The sequence below is a fragment of the Mesorhizobium sp. B2-4-12 genome (assembly GCF_006441575.1).
Classification (GTDB): domain Bacteria; phylum Pseudomonadota; class Alphaproteobacteria; order Rhizobiales; family Rhizobiaceae; genus Mesorhizobium.
This window is the reverse complement of record NZ_VFVC01000035.1, coordinates 38,510-61,939: the sequence shown is the minus strand read 5'-3', so window position 1 is coordinate 61,939 and position 23,430 is coordinate 38,510. Positions and strand designations below refer to the sequence as shown.

The following is a 23,430-nucleotide window of genomic DNA, read 5'->3' as shown; positions in this document are numbered from 1 at the left end:
CCCATCGGGTTCTCGATCAGCCGCTTGAAGGCAACGAGCAGTTCCGCACCCAGCGCTCCATCGACTGCCCGGTGGTCGGTCGACAGCGTCACTGACATCACCGTGGCGATTTTGATCTCGCCATTCCTGACCACCGCCCGCTCCTCGCCGGCACCCACCGCCAGGATCGTCGCATGCGGCGGATTGATCACCGCGGCGAAGTCTTTGATGCCGAACATGCCGAGGTTGGACACCGCCGTGGTGCCGCCCTGATATTCCTCCGGCTTCAGCTTGCGGCTGCGGGCACGGCTGGCCAGATCCTTCATCTCGTTGGAGATGGTGGACAGCGTCTTTTCGTCCGCCCTGCGGATGATCGGCGTGATCAGCCCACCGGGGATCGACACGGCAACGCCGACATCGGCGTGCTTGTGCTTGACCATGGCGCTCTCGGTCCACGAGGCATTGGCGTCCGGCACCGCCTTCAGAGCCATGGCCATGGCCTTGATCACCATGTCGTTGACCGAGAGCTTGTAGGCGGGTGCCTCACCCTTATCGGTCTTCTTTGTCGGTGCGGCCGCATTGAGCTGCGAGCGCAGCGCCAGCAGCGCGTCGAGTTCGCAATCGAGCGTCAGGTAGAAATGCGGGATGGTGGTCTTGGCCTCCACCAGCCGCCGCGCGATGGTCTTGCGCATATTGTCGTGCGGGACGAGATCGTAGGAGCCTTCCTCGAACAGCTTCAGCACCTGATCGTCCGACATCGCTTTCGGCGCTGGGGCAGCTGAGGCAGCAGCAGGCGCGCCAGCTGGAGCCTTAGCCGCAGGGGCTGCCTTGGCACCGCCGCCGGCAATCGCGGCGTCGACATCGGCCTTCACCACACGGCCATGCGGGCCGGTGCCGGTCACGGCCGAGACATCGACGCCAGCCTCCTTGGCGATACGGCGGGCAAGCGGCGATGCAAAGGTGCGCTCGCCGGCCGCATGACCATTGCCGGTCGGAGCCGCCTTTGGTGCGGTAACGGCAGGTTCAGACTTCGGGGCCTCGGCCTTTGGTGCGTCTGTCTTGGGAGAATCCGCCTTCGCTGCTTCGGCTTTCACTGGCGCGGCACCACCACCGGTCCTGGCGGCAGCGCTTGCATTTTCGCCCTCGGCGGCGAGCACAGCGATCAGCGCGTTGACCTTGACGCCCTCCGTGCCGGCGGGGACGACGAGCTTTGCAACCGTTCCCTCATCGACGGCTTCGACTTCCATCGTTGCCTTGTCGGTCTCGATCTCCGCAATGACATCGCCGGGCGAAACCTTGTCGCCCTCCTTGACCAGCCATTTCGAAAGATTGCCCTCTTCCATCGTGGGCGAGAGCGCCGGCATGGTGATGTTGATTGGCATTTTGTCCTCCCGCCCGGTTCAGCGATATGAAACGGCTTTGACGGCCTCGATGACCTCGCCGACATTCGGCAACGCCAGCTTCTCCAGGTTCGCCGCATAGGGCATCGGCACATCCTTGCCGGCAATCGTGATCACGGGCGCGTCCAGGAAATCAAAGGCGCGCTGCGACACCTGGTTGGCGATATGGTCGCCGACGGAGTTCTGCGGGAAGCCTTCTTCCACCACGACCAGCCGGTTGGTCTTCTTGACCGAGGCGATGACGGTGTCGAGATCGAGTGGACGGATGGTGCGCAAGTCGATGATCTCGGCGTCGATGCCCATGCCACGCAATTCCGCTTCGGCCTTGACCGCGTAGGTCATGCCGATGCCGAACGAGACGATGGTAACGTCCTTGCCCGTTTTGTGGATGCGCGCCTTGCCGATCGGCAGCACGAAATCATCCAGCTTCGGCACGTCGAAGGACTGGCCGTAGAGGATTTCGTTCTCGAGGAAGATGACCGGGTTGGGGTCACGGATCGCGGCCTTCAGCAGACCCTTGGCGTCGGCGGCGGTGTAAGGCATCACCACTTTCAGGCCGGGAACGTGGCTGTACCAGGCGGCGTAGCACTGCGAATGCTGGGCGGCAACGCGGGCCGCGGCACCGTTCGGCCCGCGGAATACGATCGGCGCCCCCATCTGGCCGCCGGACATATAGAGGGTCTTGGCAGCCGAGTTGATGATCTGGTCGATCGCCTGCATGGCGAAGTTGAAGGTCATGAACTCGACGATCGGCTTCAGCCCGGCCATCGCCGCTCCGACGCCAACGCCGGCAAAGCCATGCTCGGTTATCGGCGTGTCGACGACGCGCCGGGGTCCGAATTCCTGCAGCAACCCTTGCGTGATCTTGTAGGCGCCCTGGTATTCGGCGACCTCCTCGCCCATGACGAAGACGTCGCCGTCGCGGCGCATTTCCTCGGCCATGGCGTCCCGCAGCGCTTCGCGCACCGTGGTCGAGACCATCTCGGTGCCGGCCGGAATATCCGGATCGGCGGCGATTTCAGCCCTGGGCGCCGCGGCGACAGGGGCCGCGGCCTCACTCTTGGCGGCAACCGGCGCGGGCGCGGCTGCTTCAGCCCTGGCTGGCTTTTCCTCTTCACCGATGCCTTCGCCGGCCTTGTCGACGTCTTCGCCATCAACCGCAAGCACGGCGATCACGGCGTTGACCTTGACGCCTTCGGTGCCGGCGGGAACCACGATCTTGGCAAGCGTGCCTTCGTCGACGGCTTCGACTTCCATCGTCGCCTTGTCGGTCTCGATCTCGGCGATGACGTCGCCGGCGACGACCTTGTCGCCCTCGTTCTTCAACCACTTGGAAAGATTGCCCTCTTCCATGGTCGGCGAGAGAGCGGGCATGAGAATTTCGATCGGCATGTCCTGGCCCCTCTTACAATACGATATCGGTCCAGAGCTCGGACGGATCCGGCTCTGCATCGTTCTGGGCAAATTCGGCGGCGTCGGCGACGATGTCGCGAACCTCCTTGTCGATGGTCTTCAACTCGTCCTCGGTCGCCCACTTCTTCTCGATCAGCCGCGCCTTTACCTGCTCGATCGGGTCATGCTCGGAGCGCATCTTCTGCACTTCTTCCTTCGAGCGATACTTCGCCGGGTCGGACATGGAGTGGCCGCGATAGCGATAGGTCTGCATTTCGAGGATCAGCGGGCCGTTGCCGGCACGGCACCATTCGGCGGCGAGGTCGCCGGCGGCCTTGACGGCGCGCACATCCATGCCGTCGACCTGGATGCCAGGAATCTTGAAGGAAGCGCCGCGATGCGAAAAATCCGTCTCGGCTGAAGAGCGCGAGACCGAGGTGCCCATGGCGTAGCGGTTGTTCTCGATGATGTAGATCACCGGCAGCTTCCACAGCGAGGCCATGTTGAAACTCTCATAGACCTGGCCCTGGTTGGCGGCGCCGTCGCCGAAATAGGTCAACGACACGTTCTTGTTGTCGCGGTAGCGGTTCGCGAAAGCGAGACCGGTGCCGAGCGAAACCTGCGCGCCGACAATGCCGTGGCCGCCATAGAAATGCTTGTCCTTGGAGAACATGTGCATGGAGCCGCCCTTGCCTTTCGACAAGCCACCGCGGCGCCCAGTCAGCTCGGCCATGACGCCACGCGGCGACAGCTCCATAGCCAGCATATGGCCGTGATCGCGATAGGCGGTGATCATCTGATCGCCCTCGATCAGCGCCATCTTCATGCCGGTGACGACAGCTTCCTGACCGATATAGAGATGACAGAAGCCGCCGATGAAGCCCATGCCGTAGAGCTGGCCGGCCTTTTCCTCGAAGCGGCGGATGAGCAGCATGTGCCGGTAAGCGGCAAGCTCTTCGTCCTTGGTGAATTCAACCGGCTTGGGCGCTGAAAGCCCCGATTTACCGTCGGATTTCGATTTGGCAGGCGCTTTTTTGGCGGCGGTGGCCATGCATCACTCCCTGTTGGCGTCTCTTTGCGGACATCAGGGCAGGATGAAATCCGCCCCCGGGAAGATCAGCTCTCCCCACCGATTTATGCAAGGCTAACACGTGAGAAGGCGTTCCGCCATGTCGAAATTGCATGGCTGGCATGCAGCTAAGCGGCTAAAATCATTGAAAATATCGACGATTAACTGAAATTCAGTTACTTTGCCGACGCCGGCAACATGATGGTGATTTCGTCAGCCTGGGACAGATTGAGCGCCTTGCGCGCCTGCTCGTCAAGCATGTCCTTCTCCAGGGTGCCGTCATGCATGAGCCGAACGCGCCGTTCGAGTTCCATCCGGCGCGCCTTGATGGCGTCGAGCTGGGCTTGCAGCGCAACTGTTTGCGCTTCGAGCTGATATTTCGAGTTGATGCCGAATTCACCATGGTAGGCATGAAAGCCGAAATAGGCCAGGAACACCACACAAAGCGAGGGGATGATGAGCCGGCCGGTATTTCTCTGCTTGTGCTGACGCGTCCACATCGCCCGTTCCCTCGCGGCCGCGAACTCAAGCGGCTCGCGATCTTTTTCGCCCGATTGTGCTTAACGGACGGTTACGGATGCCCAGCCAGCGACACTGAAATGAAAAAGGGCGGGAATGACCCCGCCCTTTACATCCGCTGTTCGAACTCGCTTGCCGCGGCTCAGCCCTTAATGACCGACTTGCCGGCATAACGCGCCTGCTTGCCGAGCTCTTCCTCGATACGGATAAGCTGGTTGTACTTGGCCATGCGGTCGGAGCGCGACAGCGAACCCGTCTTGATCTGTCCGCAATTGGTGGCGACGGCGAGATCGGCGATCGTCGAATCCTCGGTCTCGCCGGAGCGGTGCGACATGACGGCGGTGTAGCCGGCCTTGTGCGCGGTTTCGACGGCGTCGAGCGTTTCGGTCAACGAGCCGATCTGGTTGACCTTGACCAGGATCGAATTGGCGACCCCCATGCGGATGCCGTCGCGCAGGCGCGCCGTGTTGGTCACGAACAGGTCGTCGCCGACCAGCTGCGTCTTGTTGCCGATCAGGTCGGTCAGGTATTTCCAGCCTTCCCAGTCGTCCTCGGCCAGGCCATCCTCGATGGAGATAATCGGATAATCGGCGGCGAGCTTGGCAAGGTACTTGGCTTGCGCCTTTGGATCACGCGTCTTCTTCTCACCCTCATAGACGTAGTTGCCGTCCTTGAAGAACTCGGTCGCTGCGCAATCGAGGCCGAGCGAGATCTCCTCGCCCGGCTTGAAGCCGGCCTTCTCGATCGATTCCATGATGAAATCGAGCGCTACCGGCGCACTCTTCAGGTTCGGGGCAAAGCCGCCCTCGTCGCCGACATTGGTGTTGTGGCCGGCATCCTTCAGCTTCTTCCTCAGCGTGTGGAAGACTTCCGAGCCCCAGCGCACGCCTTCGCGCAAAGTCGGCGCGCCGACCGGCAGGATCATGAACTCCTGGAAGTCGATCGGATTGTCGGCATGCGCGCCGCCATTGATGATGTTCATCATCGGCACCGGGAGGATGTGCGCCTTGGTGCCGCCGACATAGCGGTAGAGCGGCAGGCCTGCCGCATCGGCCGCGGCCTTGGCAACGGCCAGCGAAACACCGAGGATCGCGTTGGCGCCGAGCCGGCTCTTGTTGGGCGTGCCGTCGAGCTCGATCATGGTCTGGTCGATATGGATCTGGTTTTCGGCTTCCATGCCGCCGATCGCCTCGAACAGCTCGCCATTGACCGCCTCCACGGCCTTGAGCACGCCCTTGCCGAGATAACGGGCGCCGCCATCGCGAAGCTCGACGGCTTCATGCGCCCCGGTCGAGGCGCCCGACGGCACCGCCGCACGGCCCATCGAACCGTCTTCGAGCACAACATCGACCTCGACGGTCGGGTTTCCACGGCTGTCCAGGATTTCACGCCCGACAATATCGATGATGGCGGTCATTGCGATGTCCCCGATTGATCTGACGAAAGGTCGCGCCCGTCTTAGCCAAAGCGACGCAAAAGGCAATCGGGCCATGGCCAAATAGTGCCGCCCGTCGGATTCACGAAGCACAAATCTCTGTCATCATAAGTCATGCCGTCAGAGGCGCATTCCAGGCTATGGCTGTTGTCGCGCGGGGCGAAACAGGAGGAGTTTCGCCATGTCTGAGTTGAGCGGTATTGTTAGTCTGTTTCTGATCGCGGCTGCATTCCTGACGTCGTGCGACAATAAGCCGTCACAGCCGAAGGCCGGTGCTTTGCCGGCCTTGCACATTAGCGAATAGGCGTTGCGTTGAAACAAGGAAGGGCTCCGTCGAAACGGAGCCCTTCCCTATTTGTGCGATCAATGCCAATAGGGCGCGACCTTGTAATACTCATAGGATGCGTCGCGTGCACGTTCCCCATCAGCGCCGGCGAGTTCGTTGATCGAATAGGCAGGCGCCGCCTTCAGCTGCTCCTTGGAGAAGGGCACCACATAGCCGCCCATGTCCTCGTCGTAGTCGAGACTCGCCCAGGGGATCGCGTGATACTTCTCGCTAATGCCGAGAAAGCCGCCGAACCCGATCACCGCGAACATGATGCCATTCGACATCTTGTCGAGCATGATGTCCTCGATACTGCCGATGCTCTTGCCCTCGGTATTGTAAACCGATGTGCCGATGACTCGTGAAGCCGCGATGGCTTCGGTATGGCCTGTCTGGGTCGTCATTATCATGCTCCTCGTTGTCGTTGATTTCTGCTTGACAATGAGGGGCGAGAGCGAAAGTTCCCGACTTTTTTCGGCTGCGGCCCGGTCACTCCGCCAGGATGAAAGTCACCTTCATGTTGACGCGATAGGCCGAAATGTTGCCGCCCGCGACGACGATCTTTTGATCCTGAATCCAGGCGCCCTCGACGTTCTTCAGGGTTTTCGAGGCGCGGGCGATTCCCTTCTCGATGGCGTCTTGAAAACTCTTCTTTGACGATGAGGTGATTTCGGTGACACGGGCGACGGACATGGCTTTCCTCCTGCCAGGACGCTCATTTGCCGGCCAAGCGTACAACCGGCCCCTTTCAACCACAAGCACCGCCAGGAAGCGCCGGCTCAGCGGCCCTTCGCCACCCGGTCGAATGCGATCAGCCTTTCCAGAAGCGCCGGCATGTCCTTGAGCGGCACCATGTTCGGCCCATCGGAAGAGGTCGAATTGTCGGGGTCCTGGTGGGTCTCGATGAAGACACCGGCAACGCCGACGGCGACGGCCGCGCGGGCCAGCGTCTCAACGAAGCGGCGCTCTCCGCCAGACGATCCGCCCTGCCCGCCCGGCTGCTGGACCGAATGCGTGGCGTCAAAAATCACCGGAGCGCCGATCTCGGCCATGATCGGCAAAGCACGCATGTCCGACACCAGCGTGTTATAGCCAAAGGACGCGCCGCGTTCAGTGGTCAAGACATTTGGGTTGCCGGAACCGGTGATCTTGCCGACCACGTTCTTCATGTCCCAGGGCGCAAGGAACTGCCCCTTCTTCACATTGATCACCTTGCCCGTCCTGGCGGCGGCGACCAGCATGTCGGTCTGACGCGACAGGAAAGCCGGTATCTGCAGCACATCGACATGCGGCGCGACGATCGCGCACTGCTCCTCGGTGTGGACATCGGTCAGCACCGGAAGCGAAAATTCCTTGCGCAGCTCGTCGAAGACGGGAAGTGCGGCGTCGATGCCGGCGCCACGCGTGGCCGACAGCGACGTGCGGTTGGCCTTGTCGTAGCTGGTCTTGTAGACGAGGCCGATGCCGAGTCTGCCGGTCAGCTCCTTCAGCGCGCCGGCCATGTCGAAGGCATGCTGGCGCGATTCGAACTGGCACGGGCCGGCGATCAGCGCCAGGGCTGCCTTGTTGTCGAACACGACATTGCCGACGGTTACCGACGAATTGGGCGCCAGGGCGTTGCTCATTGGATCTCCCGGAAGATGAAAGCGGCACCCTGTCCGGATGCCGGCTGCACGACAATATCAGTGTCCGCTATATCGTGCTGGATGGCATTGGCTGCAAGCAGCCTCGACGTGGCATCGGCGCTGCCGACCGCGAAGACGACCGCCGCGAAGCGAAGCCTGGTGGGTGAACCGGCCGAAACACCAAAGCGCGCTGTGAAGGACGCGGGATCGACTACGCTCAGGGTTGCATTGGGCAAGTGATACGTGCTGCCCTGCCCACTGGCGGGACTCCCCACCGCCACGGAAATCAGCCGATTCTGTTCGGCCGGTTGATCGCTGATCGCCACCACTTCCACAATGCCAATGGCACCATTGGCGTGGGCCTGCAAAGCGCTGCGGTCCACATCAGGCGCATTGATCCGCTGGCAGGCAAAAAGAAAGGCGTCCGTTTGGCCTTGGGCCGCGGCAAAGGCCAGCTTGAACGATGCGGTATCGCTTCGGCCCGCCGTGTCGGTAAAAGCGCGTGAAAAGCTCAGCGTGTCCCCCGCCGACAGTCCGGCCTCGACATAGCGCCCATAATCGGCATCGGCACTGTCGGTACCCAGAACCACAGCGGAAAATCCCTCATCGCCGCGGCTGTCGCGATAGAGGCGGTCGCGCGCGACGAAGACATTGCCCGCGGCAACCGCATCAATCGCTGCCAGTTCACTGCCAATCGCCAGCGGCTCCAGATAGGTGCCGTCGGCCAGGAAAACGCAACAGTTTTCCGTGCCAAAGGGATGAATGCCGTTCGGAGCGACGACGAAGCCAAGTGAACTGAGCCGGGCTCGGGCCACATCGAGGCTCTGCGTCGGCAGCACCAGATGATCGAGCGGATGAATGCCGGCTGCTATTGTTCGGATCATGCAGGCGCGATGTGCATCATTCCGCAAAACGGTTCAAGACGTGATTGCAATCCCCGCCATGGCGCGCCAGACGTAGCCTCTCCTCTGCCGCCCCTGGGGATTGACGTCCAGCATGCCCCATGAGCGCCGCAAACGGCATCTGTCGAGGCATACGCTCGATCAGCCGACGGCTACGACATCCGCGGAATAGCGCAGTTCGCGCAATGGTTTCACCTTGCTGGTGGTCTGCGCATAAAGCGGATGCGCCTTGTAGGCGGCGAGCGCTGCGTCGTCGGCGAACTCGGCATAGACGACGACGTCGACTTCATCCGACAACGGATCGACCTTGGTGTTCAAAGTGACCTCGAAGAGACTGGAGTGCGGAATATTGCCGAGGGCCAACAGCCCGGTACGCACTGCCTCCACATCTTCCTTGCGCCTCGCGCTGAAGAAAACGATATGCCGGATCAATCCCGCCTCCTCGATCTGAATGCCGGGGTCTTTTGTGACGGCGGTCTCTTCGCGTCAACCGTTCGTGGCGCCACGCGTCCTTGCGACGCGCCCCGGACAGGCCGAGAACATCATCTCACGGCGACGGACACCTCGGGTGAAGCACCTGGCTGCTATCCTTGGAGGGAATACTAGGCCTTGCCGGTGACGTAGCGCGTCACATGGGAAATCTCCCTGACCGTGATGTCGAGATACCGGCCTTGATTGTAGAGACCGTCCCAGATCAGGAAAAACGCGATTGCCGCAATGACGATTACGTAACGCATGGCTAAAGCTATCGCAAAGGCACTGCGGCGGACATAGACTTTTTTGATCTATCCAATCGCCGCCGGCGCCAATCCTGCACTCCAAACAGGCTGCGGATAGGAGCCGTTCAGCACGCCCTGACGGTGTCTGCGGCCTGGCAACAACAAGTCGATGCACGGCGAACAGATGCCAGACGCCACGTGGCACAGCCCAGCTCGCGGCCTGCCTCTTGAAGTTCCCCTTCATGGCATGGAAGATTGTCGCGGGAATTCGCTGGAAGCGCTGAAGCTCTGGTCAAAAAAGGGCATGCGCTTTTGTTTGGACCCGCATGTGACCGATCCGATGAGCTGCCAGGATCAGGCACGGCATTCGAACCTGGCGAATGAACTGCGAGAGACGGAGCCGGCGATCGTCAACAGGCGCCGCGAAAGGGTGGGGACATGGCTCACAAGAAGCATCCTGGCATGGGGTCGGACGAAGCGGTCAAGCTCGACGAGTTTAATTTCGCCGAGATCGTCAAGGGCCTCCCGGCCAAGGCACGCATGGTGCTGTCGGCGGCGATGAACCTGCCGCGCGGTTCGCTGAAGGTCAGGATGCCGGACGGCCGCGCCGTTCTGGTCGGCGGCAAGGCGCCAGGCCCCCACGCCGAACTTGTACTCAAGAACTGGCGCCTGCCGGGCCGCGCCTTTTCCGGTGGTACGATAGGCGTTGCCGAATCCTATATGGACGGTGATTGGGAGAGCCCCGACGTAACCAGTTTCCTCGAATTGTTCGTGGTCAACTCGGTCGTCGGCGAGAAGGTTGCCGGCGGAGCCAACTGGCTGATCAACACGGTTCAGCGCATCCGCCACTGGTTCAACGAAAACACGCGTTCGGGGTCGAAACGCAACATCTCCGCGCATTACGATCTCGGCAACGCCTTCTACGGGGAATGGCTCGACCCGAGCATGACCTATTCCTCCGCACTTTATGCGAACGGCGCCAATGACCTCGAAAGCGCCCAGGCTGCCAAATATCGGGCGCTGGCCAGGGATTCGGGTATAGGTGGGAAGGATCATGTGCTGGAGATCGGCTGCGGTTGGGGCGGCTTTGCCGAATTCGCCGCACGCGAAATCGGCTGCCGCGTTACCGGGCTGACGATCAGCCGGGAGCAACACGACTTCGCCAAGGCGCGTATCGCCAAGGCCGGGCTTGCCGACAAGGTCGATATCAAACTGCAGGATTACCGCGACGAAACAGGCACTTACGACCGCATTACATCGATCGAGATGTTCGAGGCGGTCGGTGAGAAATATTGGCCCGTGTTCTTCTCCAAGATGAAGGCCTGCCTGAAACCAGGCGGCACTGCGGGCCTGCAGATCATCACCATCAACGAAGCCGCCTACGACACCTACCGTGCCAGGCCGGATTTCATCCAGCGCTACGTATTTCCAGGCGGCATGTTGCCGACGCCGTCGATCCTGAAGGCGCTCGGCAAGGACCATGGCCTTGCGCATCTGCGCGAACGCGTGTTTCCCGACGACTATGCGCGCACGTTGGCCGAATGGCGGCATCGCTTCCGGGCGTCATGGGAGAAGATCGTGCCGCTCGGCTTCGACGACCGCTTCAAGAAACTCTGGGAGTTCTATCTGCATTATTGCGAAGCCGGTTTTCGCGCCAGCTACATCGATGTGCGCCAGGTAGTCTACAAGGCGTAAGTCCGCACTCGTCGCCAGGGCCTGCAGACGCCGTGCGGCCAGGGAACAGGCCCGCATCCCTGCCGCGATGCGGGTCCTATTTATAGTGTCCGTGTCAGTGTACCAGCAGTTACCCCACAGGACGCACTCACAACACTCCCGTCACAGACGCGGCTTTGCATTGCCAGCGGCAGGCCGCGATCAGCCTTCAAACAGAATGCCATACCCCGGCAGTCCCAACGGGAGCTACCGGGAGATGCGATGATGCCATCGCACAAGCGGCTCCCGCGCGGGGGACGCGGGCAAAGACAGGTCCGGCCGCTGGATCAGAGCAGGATGCGATATCTAGCAAAACCGGCTTCACCCTCGCCCGCCGGTTCGATCTTCAGCGACTTCAGATCGGCAATGAAGTCCTTTGCCTTGATGCCTGTCTCGAACATGACGCTGGTTCCTGGCAGCGGCGCGAACGACCAGTTGCCGTCCGCCGACGGGTTGATCGTGCCCTGGCTTACGATGTAGCGAACGATGACGTCGCGGTTGGTGTCCGGTGCCTCGTAGATGATCTTCGAGGCATTGATGTCGGGGAAATTGCCGCCGCCGCCGGCCCGGTAATTGTTGGTTGCGACGACGAATTTCGCCGCCGGATCAATCGGTTTTCCATCGAATTTCAGTTCGACGATGCGATTGGAGCCGGCATTCGCCACCCCACCCTTGGCGTCATATTTCGGCGGCTGGGACAGATCGATTTTGTATGAAACGCCGTCGATGACGTCAAAATTATAGGACGGAAATTCAGTGTTGATCAGCGCCTGGTCGGCCTTGCCAACTTCTATTCTGTTAAAGATGCCGGCCGACATTTCCAGCCATTCCTTCACTTGCGCCCCAGTGATTTCGACTGCCCGTACCGTATTCGGATAGAGGTAGAGGTCGGCGACGTTCTTGATCGCGATGTCGCCCGCCGGGACGTCAGTATAGTAGTCGGCGCCGCTGCGTCCGCCAGCCTTGAAGGGAGCGGCGGCAGACAGCAGCGGCAGATCCTTCCATTGCGTGCTCTTGAGGATATCCTTGAGGTACCAGGTCTGCGCCTGGCTGACGACCTGCACCGATGGATCGTCGGCTACCAGCGCGAAATAGGAATAGAGCGGCGCGGAGGTCTTGCCGACTGGGCGGCGCACATAGGCGAGCGTCGCCTGATGGTCCTGTTCAAGTGCCGCGATGATGCGCTTGTCGTCGGCGACGGTCGGCTTGTTCTTGTTGTCGACGCGCTCGAAGATCGGCCGCGCCTCCGATGTTGCGGAAACGACCTTCCATTTCGATCCGTCGCGCTCCAGCATCAGATCGATAAGCCCCATATGCGAGCCCCAGAAACCGCCCATCACGGCGGGCTTGCCCTGCAGCGTACCCTTTTGCGTGTCGACGCCCTCGATCGACTGGAAATCCTTCTTGCCGGGAAACACCAGATGCTGGTGACCCGTGAACACCGCATCGATGCCATCGACGCCGGCAACAAAGAACGAAGCGTTCTCCATCATGTCGCCCTGCTTCACGTCGATGCCGGAATGCGAGAGCGCGATGACGATGTCGGCACCCTCTTCCTTCATCTGCGGCACCCAGGCCCTGGCCGACTCGACGATGTCGCGGGTCTTGACGTTGCCTTCGAGGTTCTTGAGATCCCAGACCATGATCTGCGGCGGCACGAAACCGATGATGCCGATCCTGATCGGCTGCTCGGCGCCCGACCCATCCTTGATTTTCTTGTCGAGGATTATGTAGGGCTTGAGGTAGAGCTTGTCGTCGCGCGGGTTGGCGGCAAGCTTGGTGCCCCGGATCAGATTCGCGCATACGAACGGGAAATTGGCGCCGGCCAGCACCTTGTCCAGGAAGGACAGGCCGTAGTTGAATTCGTGGTTGCCGAGCGTCGAGCACTCGTAACCCAGCAGGTTCATGCCTTTCATGATCGGATGCAGATCGCCGTCCTTCAGGCCTTTTTCATAGGCGATGTAATCGCCCATCGGATTGCCCTGCAGAAGGTCGCCATTGTCGATCAGCATCGAATTCACGGCCTCCTTGCGCACCGCGTCGATGAGCGACGCCGTGCGGGACAGGCCCATCGTGTCGTTGGCTTTGTCGGCGTAGTAATCATAGGGCAGTACGTTCACATGGATATCGGTGGTTTCCATGATCCGAAGGTGCGCCTGATTGGCTTGCGCCCGGGCGGAGAAGGGATGAAGCACGATCAACGCCCCTGTGGCGGCGGCCCCCGCAAGGAAACCACGGCGGGAAACGGAATGGGGCAGTTGTGACATGTTCTCTCCTTGTTAGACGACGTGACACGCCCTGCCCCCAGCGAACTTCGCGCCGAAATCGGCTCAAGTCCACTCGTGAAGCTGCGTGCATCCGCATCCCATCAGCAACAGATGACGCGCGCATGAATGGGACGGTGACGAAACTCAGGTCTTGTCGTCGTCGCCCTGCGTGATCAGCCGGGCGCTACGCTGGCCTGTGACGTAGATCCATAGCCAGCTTAACGAAACCGCGAGCCGGTTACGGAACCCGATCAGGAAATAGATGTGTGCGATGCCCCACAGCCACCAGGCCGGCCAGCCCGTAAGCTTAATCCAGCCGAAATCGATCGCGGCGGCGCGCTTGCCGATCGTCGCCAGGTCGCCCGCATGCTTGTAGTGGAAGGGTCGCGTGGTGGCATCACCATCCAGCCTGGCCTTGATAGTGGCCGCGACATGTCGACCCTCCTGCTTGGCGGAAGGTGCCACACCGGGTACTGGCCGTCCGTCGGGCCGCAAGACAAGGGCGGCGTCGCCGATAACAAAAATCTCCGGGCTGCCGGGCACGCTGAGGTCGGGCTCGACGAGCACCCTGCCCGCTCGGTCCGCTTTCGCTCCCAGCCATTCGGCGGCGGGCGAAGCGGCAACGCCGGCTGCCCAAAGGATCGTTCGGGCCGGCAGATGCGTGTCGCCGAAGACGACACCTTCCGCGTCACAGCACGTAACGGCCTGTCCGAGTTCAAGTGTGACGCCGAGCCGCTCGAGCGCCTTTCTGGCGTATTCGGAAAGTTTTGGCGCGAAATTGGCCAGGATCCGGTCGCCAGCTTCGATCAGCACGACGCGCGTTTCGCGCGTATCGATGTTGCGGAACTCACCGCGCAACGTGTCATGCGCCAGCTCGGCGATGGTGCCGGCGAGTTCCACACCGGTCGGGCGCCACCGACAATGGCAATGGTCAGCAGCGCCTGGCGTTTGGCGGGATCAGTCTCCCGCTCCGCCTGTTCGAAGGCCAGCAGGATGCGGCGCCGAACGGTGGTGGCGTCCTCCAACGTCTTCAGGCCGGGCGCGAAAGGCTCCCATTCGTCATGGCCGAAATAGGCGTGGCGCGCGCCGGTGGCCAGCACCAGTGTGTCGTAGGCGACGGCACTGCCGTCATCGAGCAGCACGCGCTTGCCGGCCCGGTCGACGCCGACGACATTGGCGAGCAGCGTGGTGACATCCTTGCGTTTGCGCAGAAGGTGGCGGACCGGCCAGGCAACCTCGGAGGTCGCCAGTGCCGTCGTCGCCACCTGGTAGAGCAGCGGCTGGAACAGATGATGGTTGCGCTTGTCGATCATGGTGATGCGAACCGGTGCGCCGGCAAGCGCGCGGGTAAATTCGAGGCCGCCGAAACCCGCGCCAACTACCACAACTTGATGTCTGGCTTCGTTCATCTCGATTCACCCCGATGGGCCAAGATTGCCTGCTTTGGATGTAGGTGTTTTTGTGCAATGCAGCAACAGAAGGACAGTGCCTGAGACTCGCCGTTCCGTGTCGTGAATGCACATGTTGTATCGTGTCGCGAGGTATAGCGTCATCGAACACGCGATGAGGTGAGGCATGGCCAATGATCGTGACGACCAAGGTCCGGCGCAGTATTCCTCGCCGCCCTGCTTTATGCACGAACTCGATCCCGAGTTCCGGGCGCCTCTGAGCGACTGGACCGACGTAAGGCGATGGCGCAAAGCTGAACGCGAAAGGCTGATCGCCGCCCGGCTCGCAATTTCGGCCGACACGCGAACAGCAATGTCGCAACGCATTGCGGATGGCCTTGACGCGATCATTGGCGACATAGCGGGCCGCATGGTCAGCCTTTACTGGCCGTTTCGCGGCGAGCCGGATCTGCGGCCTTGGATGGCCGCCATAAACGAACGAGGTGGCCGTACCGCACTGCCTATCGTCGTCGAAAAGGGGCGGCCGTTGATGTTTCGCGCCTACAAACCGGGCGATCGATTGGAAAAGGGGGTCTGGAACATCCCGATCCCTGCCGAGGGTGATCCGGTGCTGCCCGACATCGTCATCTCGCCGATCGTCGGTATCGATCCCACCAATTATCGCCTGGGTTATGGCGGCGGTTTCTTCGACCGCACGCTGGCCGCAATGACGTTCAAGCCATTGGTCATTGGCGTCGGCTACAACCTGCAGCGCATCGCGACCATCTATCCGCAGCCGCACGACATTCCGATGGATCGGATCGTGACGGAGGCTTAAGCCATTTCCGGCTTCAGCCCCATCGCCGTCCGGTCGACGATTTCGCGCAAGGCAAAGGACGAATTGATCTTCGTCACATGCGGCATCGCCGACAGCCACTCCTTGTGGATGCGCTCATAATCGACCAGATCTTTTGCCGCGATGCGAAGGATGTAGTCGTATTCGCCCGACATCAGGTGGCACGACAGCACGTTGGGGCAACGCTTGATCGCCGCCTCGAAATCCGACAGCGTCTTCTCGAACTGTCCGGACAGGGATATGTGGACGATCGCCGTCATCTGATGGCCAAGGGCTGCGTTGGAAAGGCGGGCGTGATAACCGCGGATGGTTCCCGACTTCTCCAGATTGTCGAGCCGGCGCGAGCAGGCCGACTGGGACAAGCCGACCTTTTCGGCAAGCGCCGCGTTCGGCATCCGCCCATCCTTCTGCAATGTCTCCAGAATGGCGATATCAATCCTGTCGAGCGGCATTTTTCGTGATTCCTACGAAAATCATCCCATTCGGCGCAACGATTATCGAAACGCGACTGTCCGCGCAAGCGCATTCGCAAACACTTGCAGGCCGATTCATGGTTCACTCCGTTCATTCAGGGAGTGAGCCCGGAAGGGCCGGATCAGGGAGAAGAAAAATGCGTGTCGGTTGCCCAAAGGAAATCAAGAATCACGAATACCGTGTCGGCCTCACGCCTGGCTCGGTCCGCGAATATGTCGCCCATGGACACGAAGTGCTGGTCGAGGCCGGAGCCGGCGCCGGCATCGGTGCCGATGACAACGCCTATCGCGCCGCCGGCGCCACCATCGCCAAGACAGCCGCCGACGTGTTCGCCAAGTCGGACATGATCGTCAAGGTCAAGGAGCCGCAGCCCAATGAATGGGTTCAACTGCGCGACGGCCAGATCCTGTACACCTATCTTCACCTGGCTCCGGACCCGGAGCAGACCAAGGGCCTGCTCGCTTCGGGTGTCACAGCGATCGCCTATGAAACCGTGACCGACGACCGTGGCGGCCTGCCGCTGCTCGCGCCGATGTCGGAAGTCGCCGGCCGCCTGTCGATCCAGGCCGGAGCCACGGCGCTGCAAAAGGCCAATGGCGGCCGCGGCGTGCTGCTCGGCGGCGTCCCTGGCGTGCTGCCCGGCAAGGTGACTGTGCTCGGCGGCGGCGTCGTCGGCCTGCACGCGGCCCGCATGGCCGCCGGCCTTGGCGCCGACGTCACCATCATCGACCGCTCAATCCCGCGGCTGCGCCAGCTCGACGACCTCTTCGCGGGCCGTGTCCACACACGCTACTCGACCGTCGAGGCGCTGGAGGAAGAATGCTTCTCGGCCGACATCGTCGTCGGCGCCGTGCTGATCCCGGGCGCCGCTGCACCCAAGCTCGTCACCCGCGAAATGCTGTCCGGTATGAAAAAAGGCTCGGTGCTGGTCGATGTGGCCATCGACCAGGGCGGCTGCTTCGAGACCTCGCACGCGACTACCCACGCAGAACCCACCTACGAGGTCGACGGCGTCATCCACTATTGCGTCGCCAACATGCCTGGCGCGGTACCGGTCACCTCGGCTCACGCGCTGAATAACGCAACGCTGCATTATGGCCTGCAACTCGCCGACAAGGGCCTGAAGGCTCTTATTGACGACCAACACCTGCGCAATGGTCTCAATGTCCACAGGGGCAAGATCACCAACCGCGCGGTCGCCGAGGCGCTTGGCTACGAACTCGTCGAGCCGAAAGCCGTTCTAGCCGCCTGATTTCACTCAAAATTCCCCAGTGCCACCCGCCGGTCCTATGCCGGCGGGTTTTTCTTTGAGATGCGGGGCAATCAACCGCGTCTGCCGGCTGACGGCATCCGTGCATGCCGTAAGGCGCTTTGCACGCTATTGTTGCATTTTTGTCATACCTAAGCTGGCCGACTCTCTGATAGGAACATCCCGGGTTTATTATTAGGGGTGCGGGCTATGTTTATTCGCGTTTCTGCGAAATCTATTCTCCTTGGCGCTGTTTCTGCTGTGGCCTTGATGTCGGCGGCCAATGCGGCAGATGTCGTGCAGCCGGTGGAAGCGAGCGTTTTTAACTGGAGCGGAGCTTATGTCGGCATAGGTGGCGGTTTCGGCGCCAGCGTGCACAAGTTCAGCGTGCCGGGCTTCGACTTGAACGGCGTCGGCGGCAATGGCGTATTCGGCGAACTGACTGCCGGCTACGACTACATGGTGTCCGAGCGCTTCCTGCTGGGCGGCTTTATCGATGCCAATTTCGGGAATATCGGCCCATCGATCAGCGTCCCAGGCGCCGACATCGACCTGACTGATTCTTACGGTTTCGATGTCGGTCTGCGAGCCGGTTATGTTCTCAACCCCAGCACGCTCGGTTACGTGCTCGGCGGTTACAGCTGGCAGCATTTCAAGCTTGATGGATCGGGCGGTGCTGAAGGGTTGAACTTCACTGAAAACCGCAGCGGCTATGTGCTGGGTGTCGGCATGGAAACCGTGCTGCGCGGCAACTGGACCCTGAAGACCGAATATCGTTACGCGAACTTTGGCGACAAGTCGCTGATCGATTTTGGTGGCGCTTCGTTGAACGGGGAACCGTCCACCCACACCTTCCACATCGCCGCTAACTATCGCTTCGGCGCGCAGAACGGCGGCGGGGCCTCATTCGCTGCTCCGGTCTACAACTGGACCGGCTTCTACGTTGGCGGCGCGCTTGGCGCCGGAACGGCGGTTCACAAGCTGGGCATCGACTTTGGTGGCGGCACTCTCGATGCCAATGGCATTGGCAGCGAAGGCGTGTTTGGCGAGTTGAACGCCGGCTACGACTACGATTTCGGCACCTGGGTTGCCGGCGTGCAGATCGATGGCCGCTATTCCGGAATTCGATCGAAACTCGACTTTTTGGGCGCTTCCGTCAAACTCGATTCCGACTATGGCTTCGACGCGTTAGGCCGTGTCGGCGCCAAGGTCAACGAATCGACCCTGGCCTATGTGATCGGCGGCTACAGCTATCAACATTTCGACTTGCACGGTTCGGATCCGATCGGCGACATCATCGATTGGAACAAGAGTGGTTTCACGGTGGGTGGCGGCCTCGAAACGGCAGTCTCCAGCAACATGACTGTCGGTCTGGAATATCGCTATTCGCAATTCGCCAAGAAGGATCTCTCATCTGAATTTGGGGCACCGGATGGTACGCTGACCGACAAGGCTTCGTTCCAGACCGTGCGCATCGGCGCCAAGTACAAGTTCAACTAAGCCCTCCAGGCAAACAGTCTAAGCCCGTCGGCCTTGCCGGCGGGCTTTTTTGTTGCGCGAGAGGATTTGCGCGAAGCGCGGACAACAAAAAAGCGGAGCCAAAGCCCCGCTTCCTCGATGTCGAGATCACCGCCGGTTCATCCGCGGTCGGCCAATCGATCGACAATCGCTTTCTATCGCATCTATGCGACGGGAGTAAGACAGTGTTTCCTGCTCGCGTTTTTTGCTTCAGGCCCGCTCAATCCGGCACTGGTAGCAATTGTTGCGCGCCGAGCGGACATGCACATAGGCAATGTCGTCACGCTCGAAAAGCGTCTCGGCTCGCCCAGCAATTGCCTCGGTTGGGAGGACACCGCCGCTGCCGTACACGATACGATCATCCCTGCCATAGCCGCGCACGATGTAGTCCGGGCTTTCGAGAATTGCGGGGAGCGCCTCTGTCTCGGCCGCGCGCTCGCATTCTTCGGCATGCAGGAAGATCGGCCCGGTTTCGGCGTAGGGCTGCAGCTCCGGGAATGGCCGATATGCAAGGATAAGGTAGGCGTCGCCGGCCGCGATGTTCCTGAGACAGTGCCGGCACGGCATGCCGTCTCCGTCGGAAATCTTCCGCTCGGGCGCGCGGCCATAGGCATCGGGGCCGCCGCGTTGGAGGAGCCTGACATCCTCTGTCGGCAGAGCTTTGAACTGGATGGTCATGGTGACATTCTCCGGTGTTATTACCTTGAAATTATTGTCTTGGACCGAAGCTTCCCACCCGATTCATGCCAACGATTGAGGGCTGATCTCATGTCGGCGATCAGCCACTCTTGGAATAGGTGGGGGGCACGGAGCCGAACAAGCCGGCTAATTAACGCGTTGATTCACGCGGAAATCAGCGGATGAAATCGTCAAAGCGCCGCAATGTTACCCTGCGACGAGCAGGAACTCTTCTCCGTAGCCAACGGTTTCCAAGACATACCCGATACACATCGGTGTGGCCTTCCATCAGCACGCGCGCACCGGGATCGCGACGCAGGATGCGCTGAAGCGCGTCGGCGATGTTCTCGATCTTGTCATATTGCGAACTGGAAATCGCCGCCGAGCCGAAGGCGAAATCTGACCAATGGGATATCGATTGAGCGCGCTATTAGGCGCAGATCCGGCCGGCGCTTGACGCGGCCGAAAAGGCTGCCTGAAGCGCCGATGAACGGGTGGTTCAGATTCCGGCTGGTGTTACGGCCGCATGACGCTGGCCGAACGCTCGGTGAAAGGCAGCGGATGCACCACCTCTTTCTTCTGCGCGACGGGCGTGAAGCCGAGCTTCTGGTAGAGCGGCAGAGCCGCCGGATGGTCAAGTGTGCAGGTCTGCACCGTCACCCGTTTCGGTCCATACGACCATGCCGCGGCGATCGCCGAGCCCAGGAACCAGCGGCCGATGCCTTGCCCGGTCGCATGTTCCATCATGCCGAAATAGGCGAGTTCCACTTCCTCCGGCAAATGCGGCTTGAGATCGAAGAAGCCTGCCGGCGAGCCGTCGAGGTAAAGCACCCTGATGTCGCGGTCCTCCCGGTGAATTCCGGCCGAAAGCTCGTCGTCATCCAGCCGCAGAACATTCACCCAGTGCCATTTGCGCCCCACCCGGTCCATCAGGTAGCGGTAAAAATGCAAGGGAATGTCTCTCGTCTTCAGCAACGCGACCTGGCGGTTGTAGGGCATCGGTGGCGAGACGGCAGGAGGCGCATGCATTTCGAGAAAAGTCACCGTGACTTCAATGTCTTGCAGCGCGCCGTTTTCCATCGTGCTCATTCCTTGCCGGTCGTCGCGGGGCCGGTCACGACAGGCGTGTCCGAAAGCCCGCCCCACTCGGTCCACGAGCCGTCATAAAGCCTGTTGTCGGTGTGGCCAAGCGTCTCCAGTGCCAGAGTGACCACGGCCGCGGTGACACCGGAGCCACAAGATGTGACCACGGGCTTCGACAGGTCAATACCGGCGTCCTCGATCACCTTGCGCAAACGATCCTTCGAAAGCAGCAAGCCGTTCTCCGACAGCGCGGAATACGGCACATTGCGCGCGCCCGGCATATGGCCGGAGCGGATACCCGCGCGGGGCTCGGGCTCGGCGCCGGTGAAGCGGCCCGGACCCCGGGCATCGGCGATCTGGCTTGTCCCGGTCTCGACGATCCGGCGCATGTCGGCCAGACTGGCGACGCGACCGGCGTCGAAATCAGCATGGAAGATGCTTGGCGCGATCTTCGTCGGTTCAGCCGTTATTGGCCGGCCAGCTGCCTTCCAGCCGTCGACGCCGCCGTCCAGAATGTAGGTCTGGAAAACGCCCATAATGCGAAACATCCACCATGCCCGCGGTGCCGAGAAGAATCCCGGACCGTCATAGACGACAATCGTGTCGTCGGCCGAGACGCCCATCGCACCGACATATTGCGCAAAATGCTGAGGCGACGGCAGCGTATGCGGTAAAGCGGCGTCGGGATCCGAAACCGCATCCTGATCCAGGAATCGGGCACCGGGAATGTGGGCTGCATCATATTCGGCGCGCGCGTCGCGCTTTTGGGCCGGCAGGTACCAGGACGCGTCTACAATGGTCACACCAGGCTCGCCCAGGCGCCCCTGCAACCAGTCCGCATCGACGGTGAAAGGACTGTCTTCGGCCATTCTCGTTCTCTCTATCCCGGGTAAAACAAAGCGTTGCGTGTCAAGCCGCCGGCATCGGGCCGAAGCGGATGCGGAAGCGCCTGTTCTCGCGGCCCTTCTTTTCGATCTTGCCGATATGGATTTCGCCTATTTCCCCAGTGCTTTTCACATGCGTGCCACCGCAGGGCTGGCTGTCCACCGAGGCGTTCTCACCGATGCAGACCAGGCGGATCTTGCCGGTACCGACCGGCGGCCGGACGTTCTTGGATTTCACCAGGCCAGGGTTCGCGGCAAGTTCCTCGTCGCTGATCAGCCTGGTGAAAATCGGATGATCAGCCCGCACCAGATCCATCAGGCCCGCCGTCACCTCTTCCCTGGTGAAGCTCGCGTCCGGAATGTCGAAATCGACACGGCTGTCGTCCTCGGAAACCGCCGCGCCCGTGATCGGGAACGGGCACACGACTGTGAGCAGATGGCAAGCCGCGTGCATGCGCATCAACAGGTGCCGACGTTCCCAGTCGATGGCGAGTTTCACCTTCTCGCCGACCGCCAAGGCCGCCTGCTCGGGCGCCGGCACAAGAATGATCTCGTCCTTGGTCTCACCTGTGATGGTGGCCGCGACGGCGATCCGGCTGCCATCGGCGCGTTCGAGATAGCCGGTGTCTCCCGGCTGGCCGCCCGACGTGGCGTAGAAGATCGTCCGGTCGAGAATGATGCCGCCACGGTCGTTGACATCAACGACCGTCGCGTCCGCCGTGCTGAGATAGGCGTCGTCACGAAACAGCGCCTGTGTCTTGTGCGCCATCACGCGACCTTCTCGAAAGGCACCGAAATCTTGCTCTGCAACTCCATCCAGCCCGGCACCGGAAGGTTCTTCTCGCGCAGGAACTGCGGGTTGAACAATTTCGACTGGTAGCGCGTGCCGTAGTCGCAAAGAATGGTCACGATGGTGTGGCCGGGGCCTAATTCCCTGGCCAGCCGGATCGCGCCGGCGATATTGATGCCGGTCGAGCCGCCGACGCACAAACCTTCTTCCTGGATCAGGTCGAAGACGACCGGCAGCGCATCCTCGTCCCTGATCTGGAAGGAAAAGTCCGGCGTAAACCCTTCGAGATTGGCGGTGATGCGTCCCTGCCCGATGCCTTCGGTGATCGAACTGCCCTCGGACTTCAACTCGCCGCTGGTGTAGAAACTGTAGAGCGCGGCCCCCAATGGGTCGGCGAGCGCGATCTTCACGTCCTTGCTCTTGGCCTTCAGTCCCATGGCGACGCCGGCCAGCGTTCCGCCGGAACCCACCGCGGAGACGAAACCATCGACCTTCCCGCCGGTCTGGGCCCAGATTTCTTCCGCAGTGGTACGGATGTGGCCATCGCGGTTGGCGACATTGTCGAACTGGTTGGCCCAGATAGCGCCATTCGGCTCGGTTCTCGCCATCTGCTCGGCCAGCCGTCCCGACAGTTTCACGTAATTGTTGGGGTTCTTGTAAGGCACGGCCGGCACTTCGATCAGCTCGGCGCCGAGCACCCTGATCGTGTCCTTCTTTTCCTGGCTCTGCGTGTCCGGAATGACGATGACGGTGCGGTAACCAAGCGCCTTGGCGACCAGCGTCAAGCCGATGCCCGTGTTGCCGGCCGTCCCCTCGACGATGACGCCACCCGGCTGCAGCAGGCCGCGCTGCTCAGCGTCGCGGATGATGAACAGGCCGGCGCGATCCTTGACCGACTGTCCAGGATTCATGAACTCGGCCTTGCCCAGGATCTCGCAGCCGGTTTCTTCGGAAGCTTTGTTGAGGCGGATCAGAGGCGTGTTGCCGATCGCGTCGATCACAGAACGGGGCATTCAGGATTCCTTGTGTGCGTGCGCCGAAACCCTAGAAACCCGGCGCTTCGGTTTCAAGGCAAGAATTGTCTGGTTCAGTCGCATTTCCGGCGCTGCGACGCATCGGCATTCTCGAGACTGGGCTGATGTCGCACAGTTCATTTGCGCTCACG

Annotated in this window: 22 protein-coding genes and 2 pseudogenes; 4 read left to right on the top strand and 20 right to left on the bottom strand. The window is 61.3% G+C overall.

Features of this window, described 5'->3' with window-relative positions; genetic code table 11:
- From FJ934_RS20085 to FJ934_RS28700, 11 genes are all read right to left on the bottom strand, one after another.
- Positions 1–1,361 (bottom strand): pyruvate dehydrogenase complex dihydrolipoamide acetyltransferase (locus FJ934_RS20085; protein ID WP_140611623.1); only part of this gene is annotated, 1,361 nt, incomplete at its 3' end.
- Positions 1,362–1,379: 18 nt separating this feature from the next.
- On the bottom strand, positions 1,380–2,771 hold the full coding sequence (locus FJ934_RS20080) for a pyruvate dehydrogenase complex E1 component subunit beta (protein ID WP_140611621.1): 1,392 nt from the start codon (positions 2,769–2,771) through the stop codon (positions 1,380–1,382).
- Positions 2,772–2,784: 13 nt separating this feature from the next.
- On the bottom strand, positions 2,785–3,822 hold the full coding sequence (pdhA, locus tag FJ934_RS20075) for a pyruvate dehydrogenase (acetyl-transferring) E1 component subunit alpha (protein ID WP_140611619.1): 1,038 nt from the start codon (positions 3,820–3,822) through the stop codon (positions 2,785–2,787).
- Between the two features lie 194 nt (positions 3,823–4,016).
- Positions 4,017–4,340, bottom strand: coding sequence for a septum formation initiator family protein (locus FJ934_RS20070; RefSeq protein WP_140611617.1), 324 nt, complete (start codon positions 4,338–4,340; stop codon positions 4,017–4,019).
- A gap of 161 nt (positions 4,341–4,501) precedes the next feature.
- Entirely contained in the window at positions 4,502–5,776 is a 1,275-nt protein-coding gene (gene eno, locus FJ934_RS20065; protein WP_140611615.1) for a phosphopyruvate hydratase, read from the bottom strand.
- Positions 5,777–6,157: 381 nt separating this feature from the next.
- Complete coding sequence (locus FJ934_RS20055) at positions 6,158–6,523, bottom strand: PRC-barrel domain-containing protein (protein ID WP_140611611.1); 366 nt, start codon at positions 6,521–6,523, stop codon at positions 6,158–6,160.
- Between the two features lie 85 nt (positions 6,524–6,608).
- Complete coding sequence (locus tag FJ934_RS20050) at positions 6,609–6,812, bottom strand: dodecin family protein (protein ID WP_140611609.1); 204 nt, start codon at positions 6,810–6,812, stop codon at positions 6,609–6,611.
- Positions 6,813–6,898: 86 nt separating this feature from the next.
- Positions 6,899–7,744 (bottom strand): 3-deoxy-8-phosphooctulonate synthase, encoded by an 846-nt coding sequence (gene kdsA / locus FJ934_RS20045; protein WP_140611607.1) that lies wholly within the window; start codon positions 7,742–7,744, stop codon positions 6,899–6,901.
- Positions 7,741–8,628: a VOC family protein gene (locus FJ934_RS20040; RefSeq protein WP_140611605.1), complete on the bottom strand. Its 888-nt coding sequence runs from the start codon at positions 8,626–8,628 to the stop codon at positions 7,741–7,743. The genes kdsA and FJ934_RS20040 overlap by 4 nt, the downstream gene beginning before the upstream one ends.
- A gap of 159 nt (positions 8,629–8,787) precedes the next feature.
- Positions 8,788–9,078 (bottom strand): Dabb family protein, encoded by a 291-nt coding sequence (locus FJ934_RS20035; protein WP_140611603.1) that lies wholly within the window; start codon positions 9,076–9,078, stop codon positions 8,788–8,790.
- A 170-nt stretch (positions 9,079–9,248) separates the two neighbouring features.
- Positions 9,249–9,383 (bottom strand): hypothetical protein, encoded by a 135-nt coding sequence (locus FJ934_RS28700; RefSeq protein ID WP_264296520.1) that lies wholly within the window; start codon positions 9,381–9,383, stop codon positions 9,249–9,251.
- Between the two features lie 420 nt (positions 9,384–9,803).
- On the opposite strand from FJ934_RS28700, the gene FJ934_RS20030 reads away from it, so the two are divergent.
- A complete protein-coding gene (locus FJ934_RS20030) occupies positions 9,804–11,060 on the top strand; it encodes a cyclopropane-fatty-acyl-phospholipid synthase family protein (protein ID WP_140611601.1) in 1,257 nt (418 codons plus the stop codon).
- A gap of 305 nt (positions 11,061–11,365) precedes the next feature.
- Here FJ934_RS20030 and FJ934_RS20025 read toward each other — a convergent pair whose 3' ends face one another.
- On the bottom strand, positions 11,366–13,345 hold the full coding sequence (locus FJ934_RS20025; RefSeq protein WP_140611599.1) for a bifunctional 2',3'-cyclic-nucleotide 2'-phosphodiesterase/3'-nucleotidase: 1,980 nt from the start codon (positions 13,343–13,345) through the stop codon (positions 11,366–11,368).
- Between the two features lie 144 nt (positions 13,346–13,489).
- Positions 13,490–14,754: pseudogene (locus FJ934_RS20020) on the bottom strand (NAD(P)/FAD-dependent oxidoreductase).
- 166 nt (positions 14,755–14,920) lie between these two features.
- On the opposite strand from FJ934_RS20020, the gene FJ934_RS20015 reads away from it, so the two are divergent.
- Positions 14,921–15,571, top strand: a complete 651-nt coding sequence (locus FJ934_RS20015; protein WP_140611597.1) for a 5-formyltetrahydrofolate cyclo-ligase — start codon at positions 14,921–14,923, stop codon at positions 15,569–15,571.
- Here the strand turns inward: FJ934_RS20015 and FJ934_RS20010 are convergent.
- Positions 15,568–16,041 carry an Lrp/AsnC family transcriptional regulator gene (locus FJ934_RS20010; protein ID WP_015317948.1) on the bottom strand — a complete coding sequence of 158 codons (474 nt, stop codon included), beginning with the start codon at positions 16,039–16,041 and terminating at the stop codon, positions 15,568–15,570. The genes FJ934_RS20015 and FJ934_RS20010 overlap by 4 nt on opposite strands.
- Before the next feature lie 158 nt (positions 16,042–16,199).
- Between FJ934_RS20010 and ald the strand changes: the two genes are divergently transcribed.
- Together ald and FJ934_RS20000 are read left to right on the top strand one after the other, a co-directional pair.
- The gene (gene ald / locus FJ934_RS20005; protein WP_140611595.1) at positions 16,200–17,315 is read left to right on the top strand and encodes an alanine dehydrogenase; all 1,116 of its coding nucleotides are present in this window, start codon (positions 16,200–16,202) and stop codon (positions 17,313–17,315) included.
- 207 nt (positions 17,316–17,522) lie between these two features.
- Positions 17,523–18,812 (top strand): outer membrane beta-barrel protein, encoded by a 1,290-nt coding sequence (locus FJ934_RS20000; protein ID WP_181165695.1) that lies wholly within the window; start codon positions 17,523–17,525, stop codon positions 18,810–18,812.
- A 228-nt stretch (positions 18,813–19,040) separates the two neighbouring features.
- Here the strand turns inward: FJ934_RS20000 and FJ934_RS19995 are convergent, their stop codons facing one another.
- The 6 genes and pseudogenes from FJ934_RS19995 to FJ934_RS19970 all read right to left on the bottom strand — a co-directional run bounded on the left by FJ934_RS19995 (position 19,041) and on the right by FJ934_RS19970 (position 23,278).
- Positions 19,041–19,508, bottom strand: a complete 468-nt coding sequence (locus FJ934_RS19995; RefSeq protein WP_140611593.1) for a DUF1203 domain-containing protein — start codon at positions 19,506–19,508, stop codon at positions 19,041–19,043.
- A gap of 175 nt (positions 19,509–19,683) precedes the next feature.
- Positions 19,684–19,963: pseudogene (locus FJ934_RS28485) on the bottom strand (OmpA family protein); the annotation flags it as partial.
- Between the two features lie 61 nt (positions 19,964–20,024).
- Positions 20,025–20,588, bottom strand: coding sequence for a GNAT family N-acetyltransferase (locus FJ934_RS19985; RefSeq protein ID WP_140611625.1), 564 nt, complete (start codon positions 20,586–20,588; stop codon positions 20,025–20,027).
- A gap of 5 nt (positions 20,589–20,593) precedes the next feature.
- The gene (gene sseA, locus FJ934_RS19980; RefSeq protein WP_140611591.1) at positions 20,594–21,460 is read right to left on the bottom strand and encodes a 3-mercaptopyruvate sulfurtransferase; all 867 of its coding nucleotides are present in this window, start codon (positions 21,458–21,460) and stop codon (positions 20,594–20,596) included.
- Positions 21,461–21,500: 40 nt separating this feature from the next.
- Positions 21,501–22,244, bottom strand: a complete 744-nt coding sequence (locus tag FJ934_RS19975) for an alanyl-tRNA editing protein (protein WP_140611589.1) — start codon at positions 22,242–22,244, stop codon at positions 21,501–21,503.
- The gene (locus FJ934_RS19970) at positions 22,244–23,278 is read right to left on the bottom strand and encodes a cysteine synthase A (protein ID WP_140611587.1); all 1,035 of its coding nucleotides are present in this window, start codon (positions 23,276–23,278) and stop codon (positions 22,244–22,246) included. Before FJ934_RS19970 ends, FJ934_RS19975 begins: the two co-directional genes overlap by 1 nt.
- Positions 23,279–23,430: the final 152 nt, after the last annotated feature.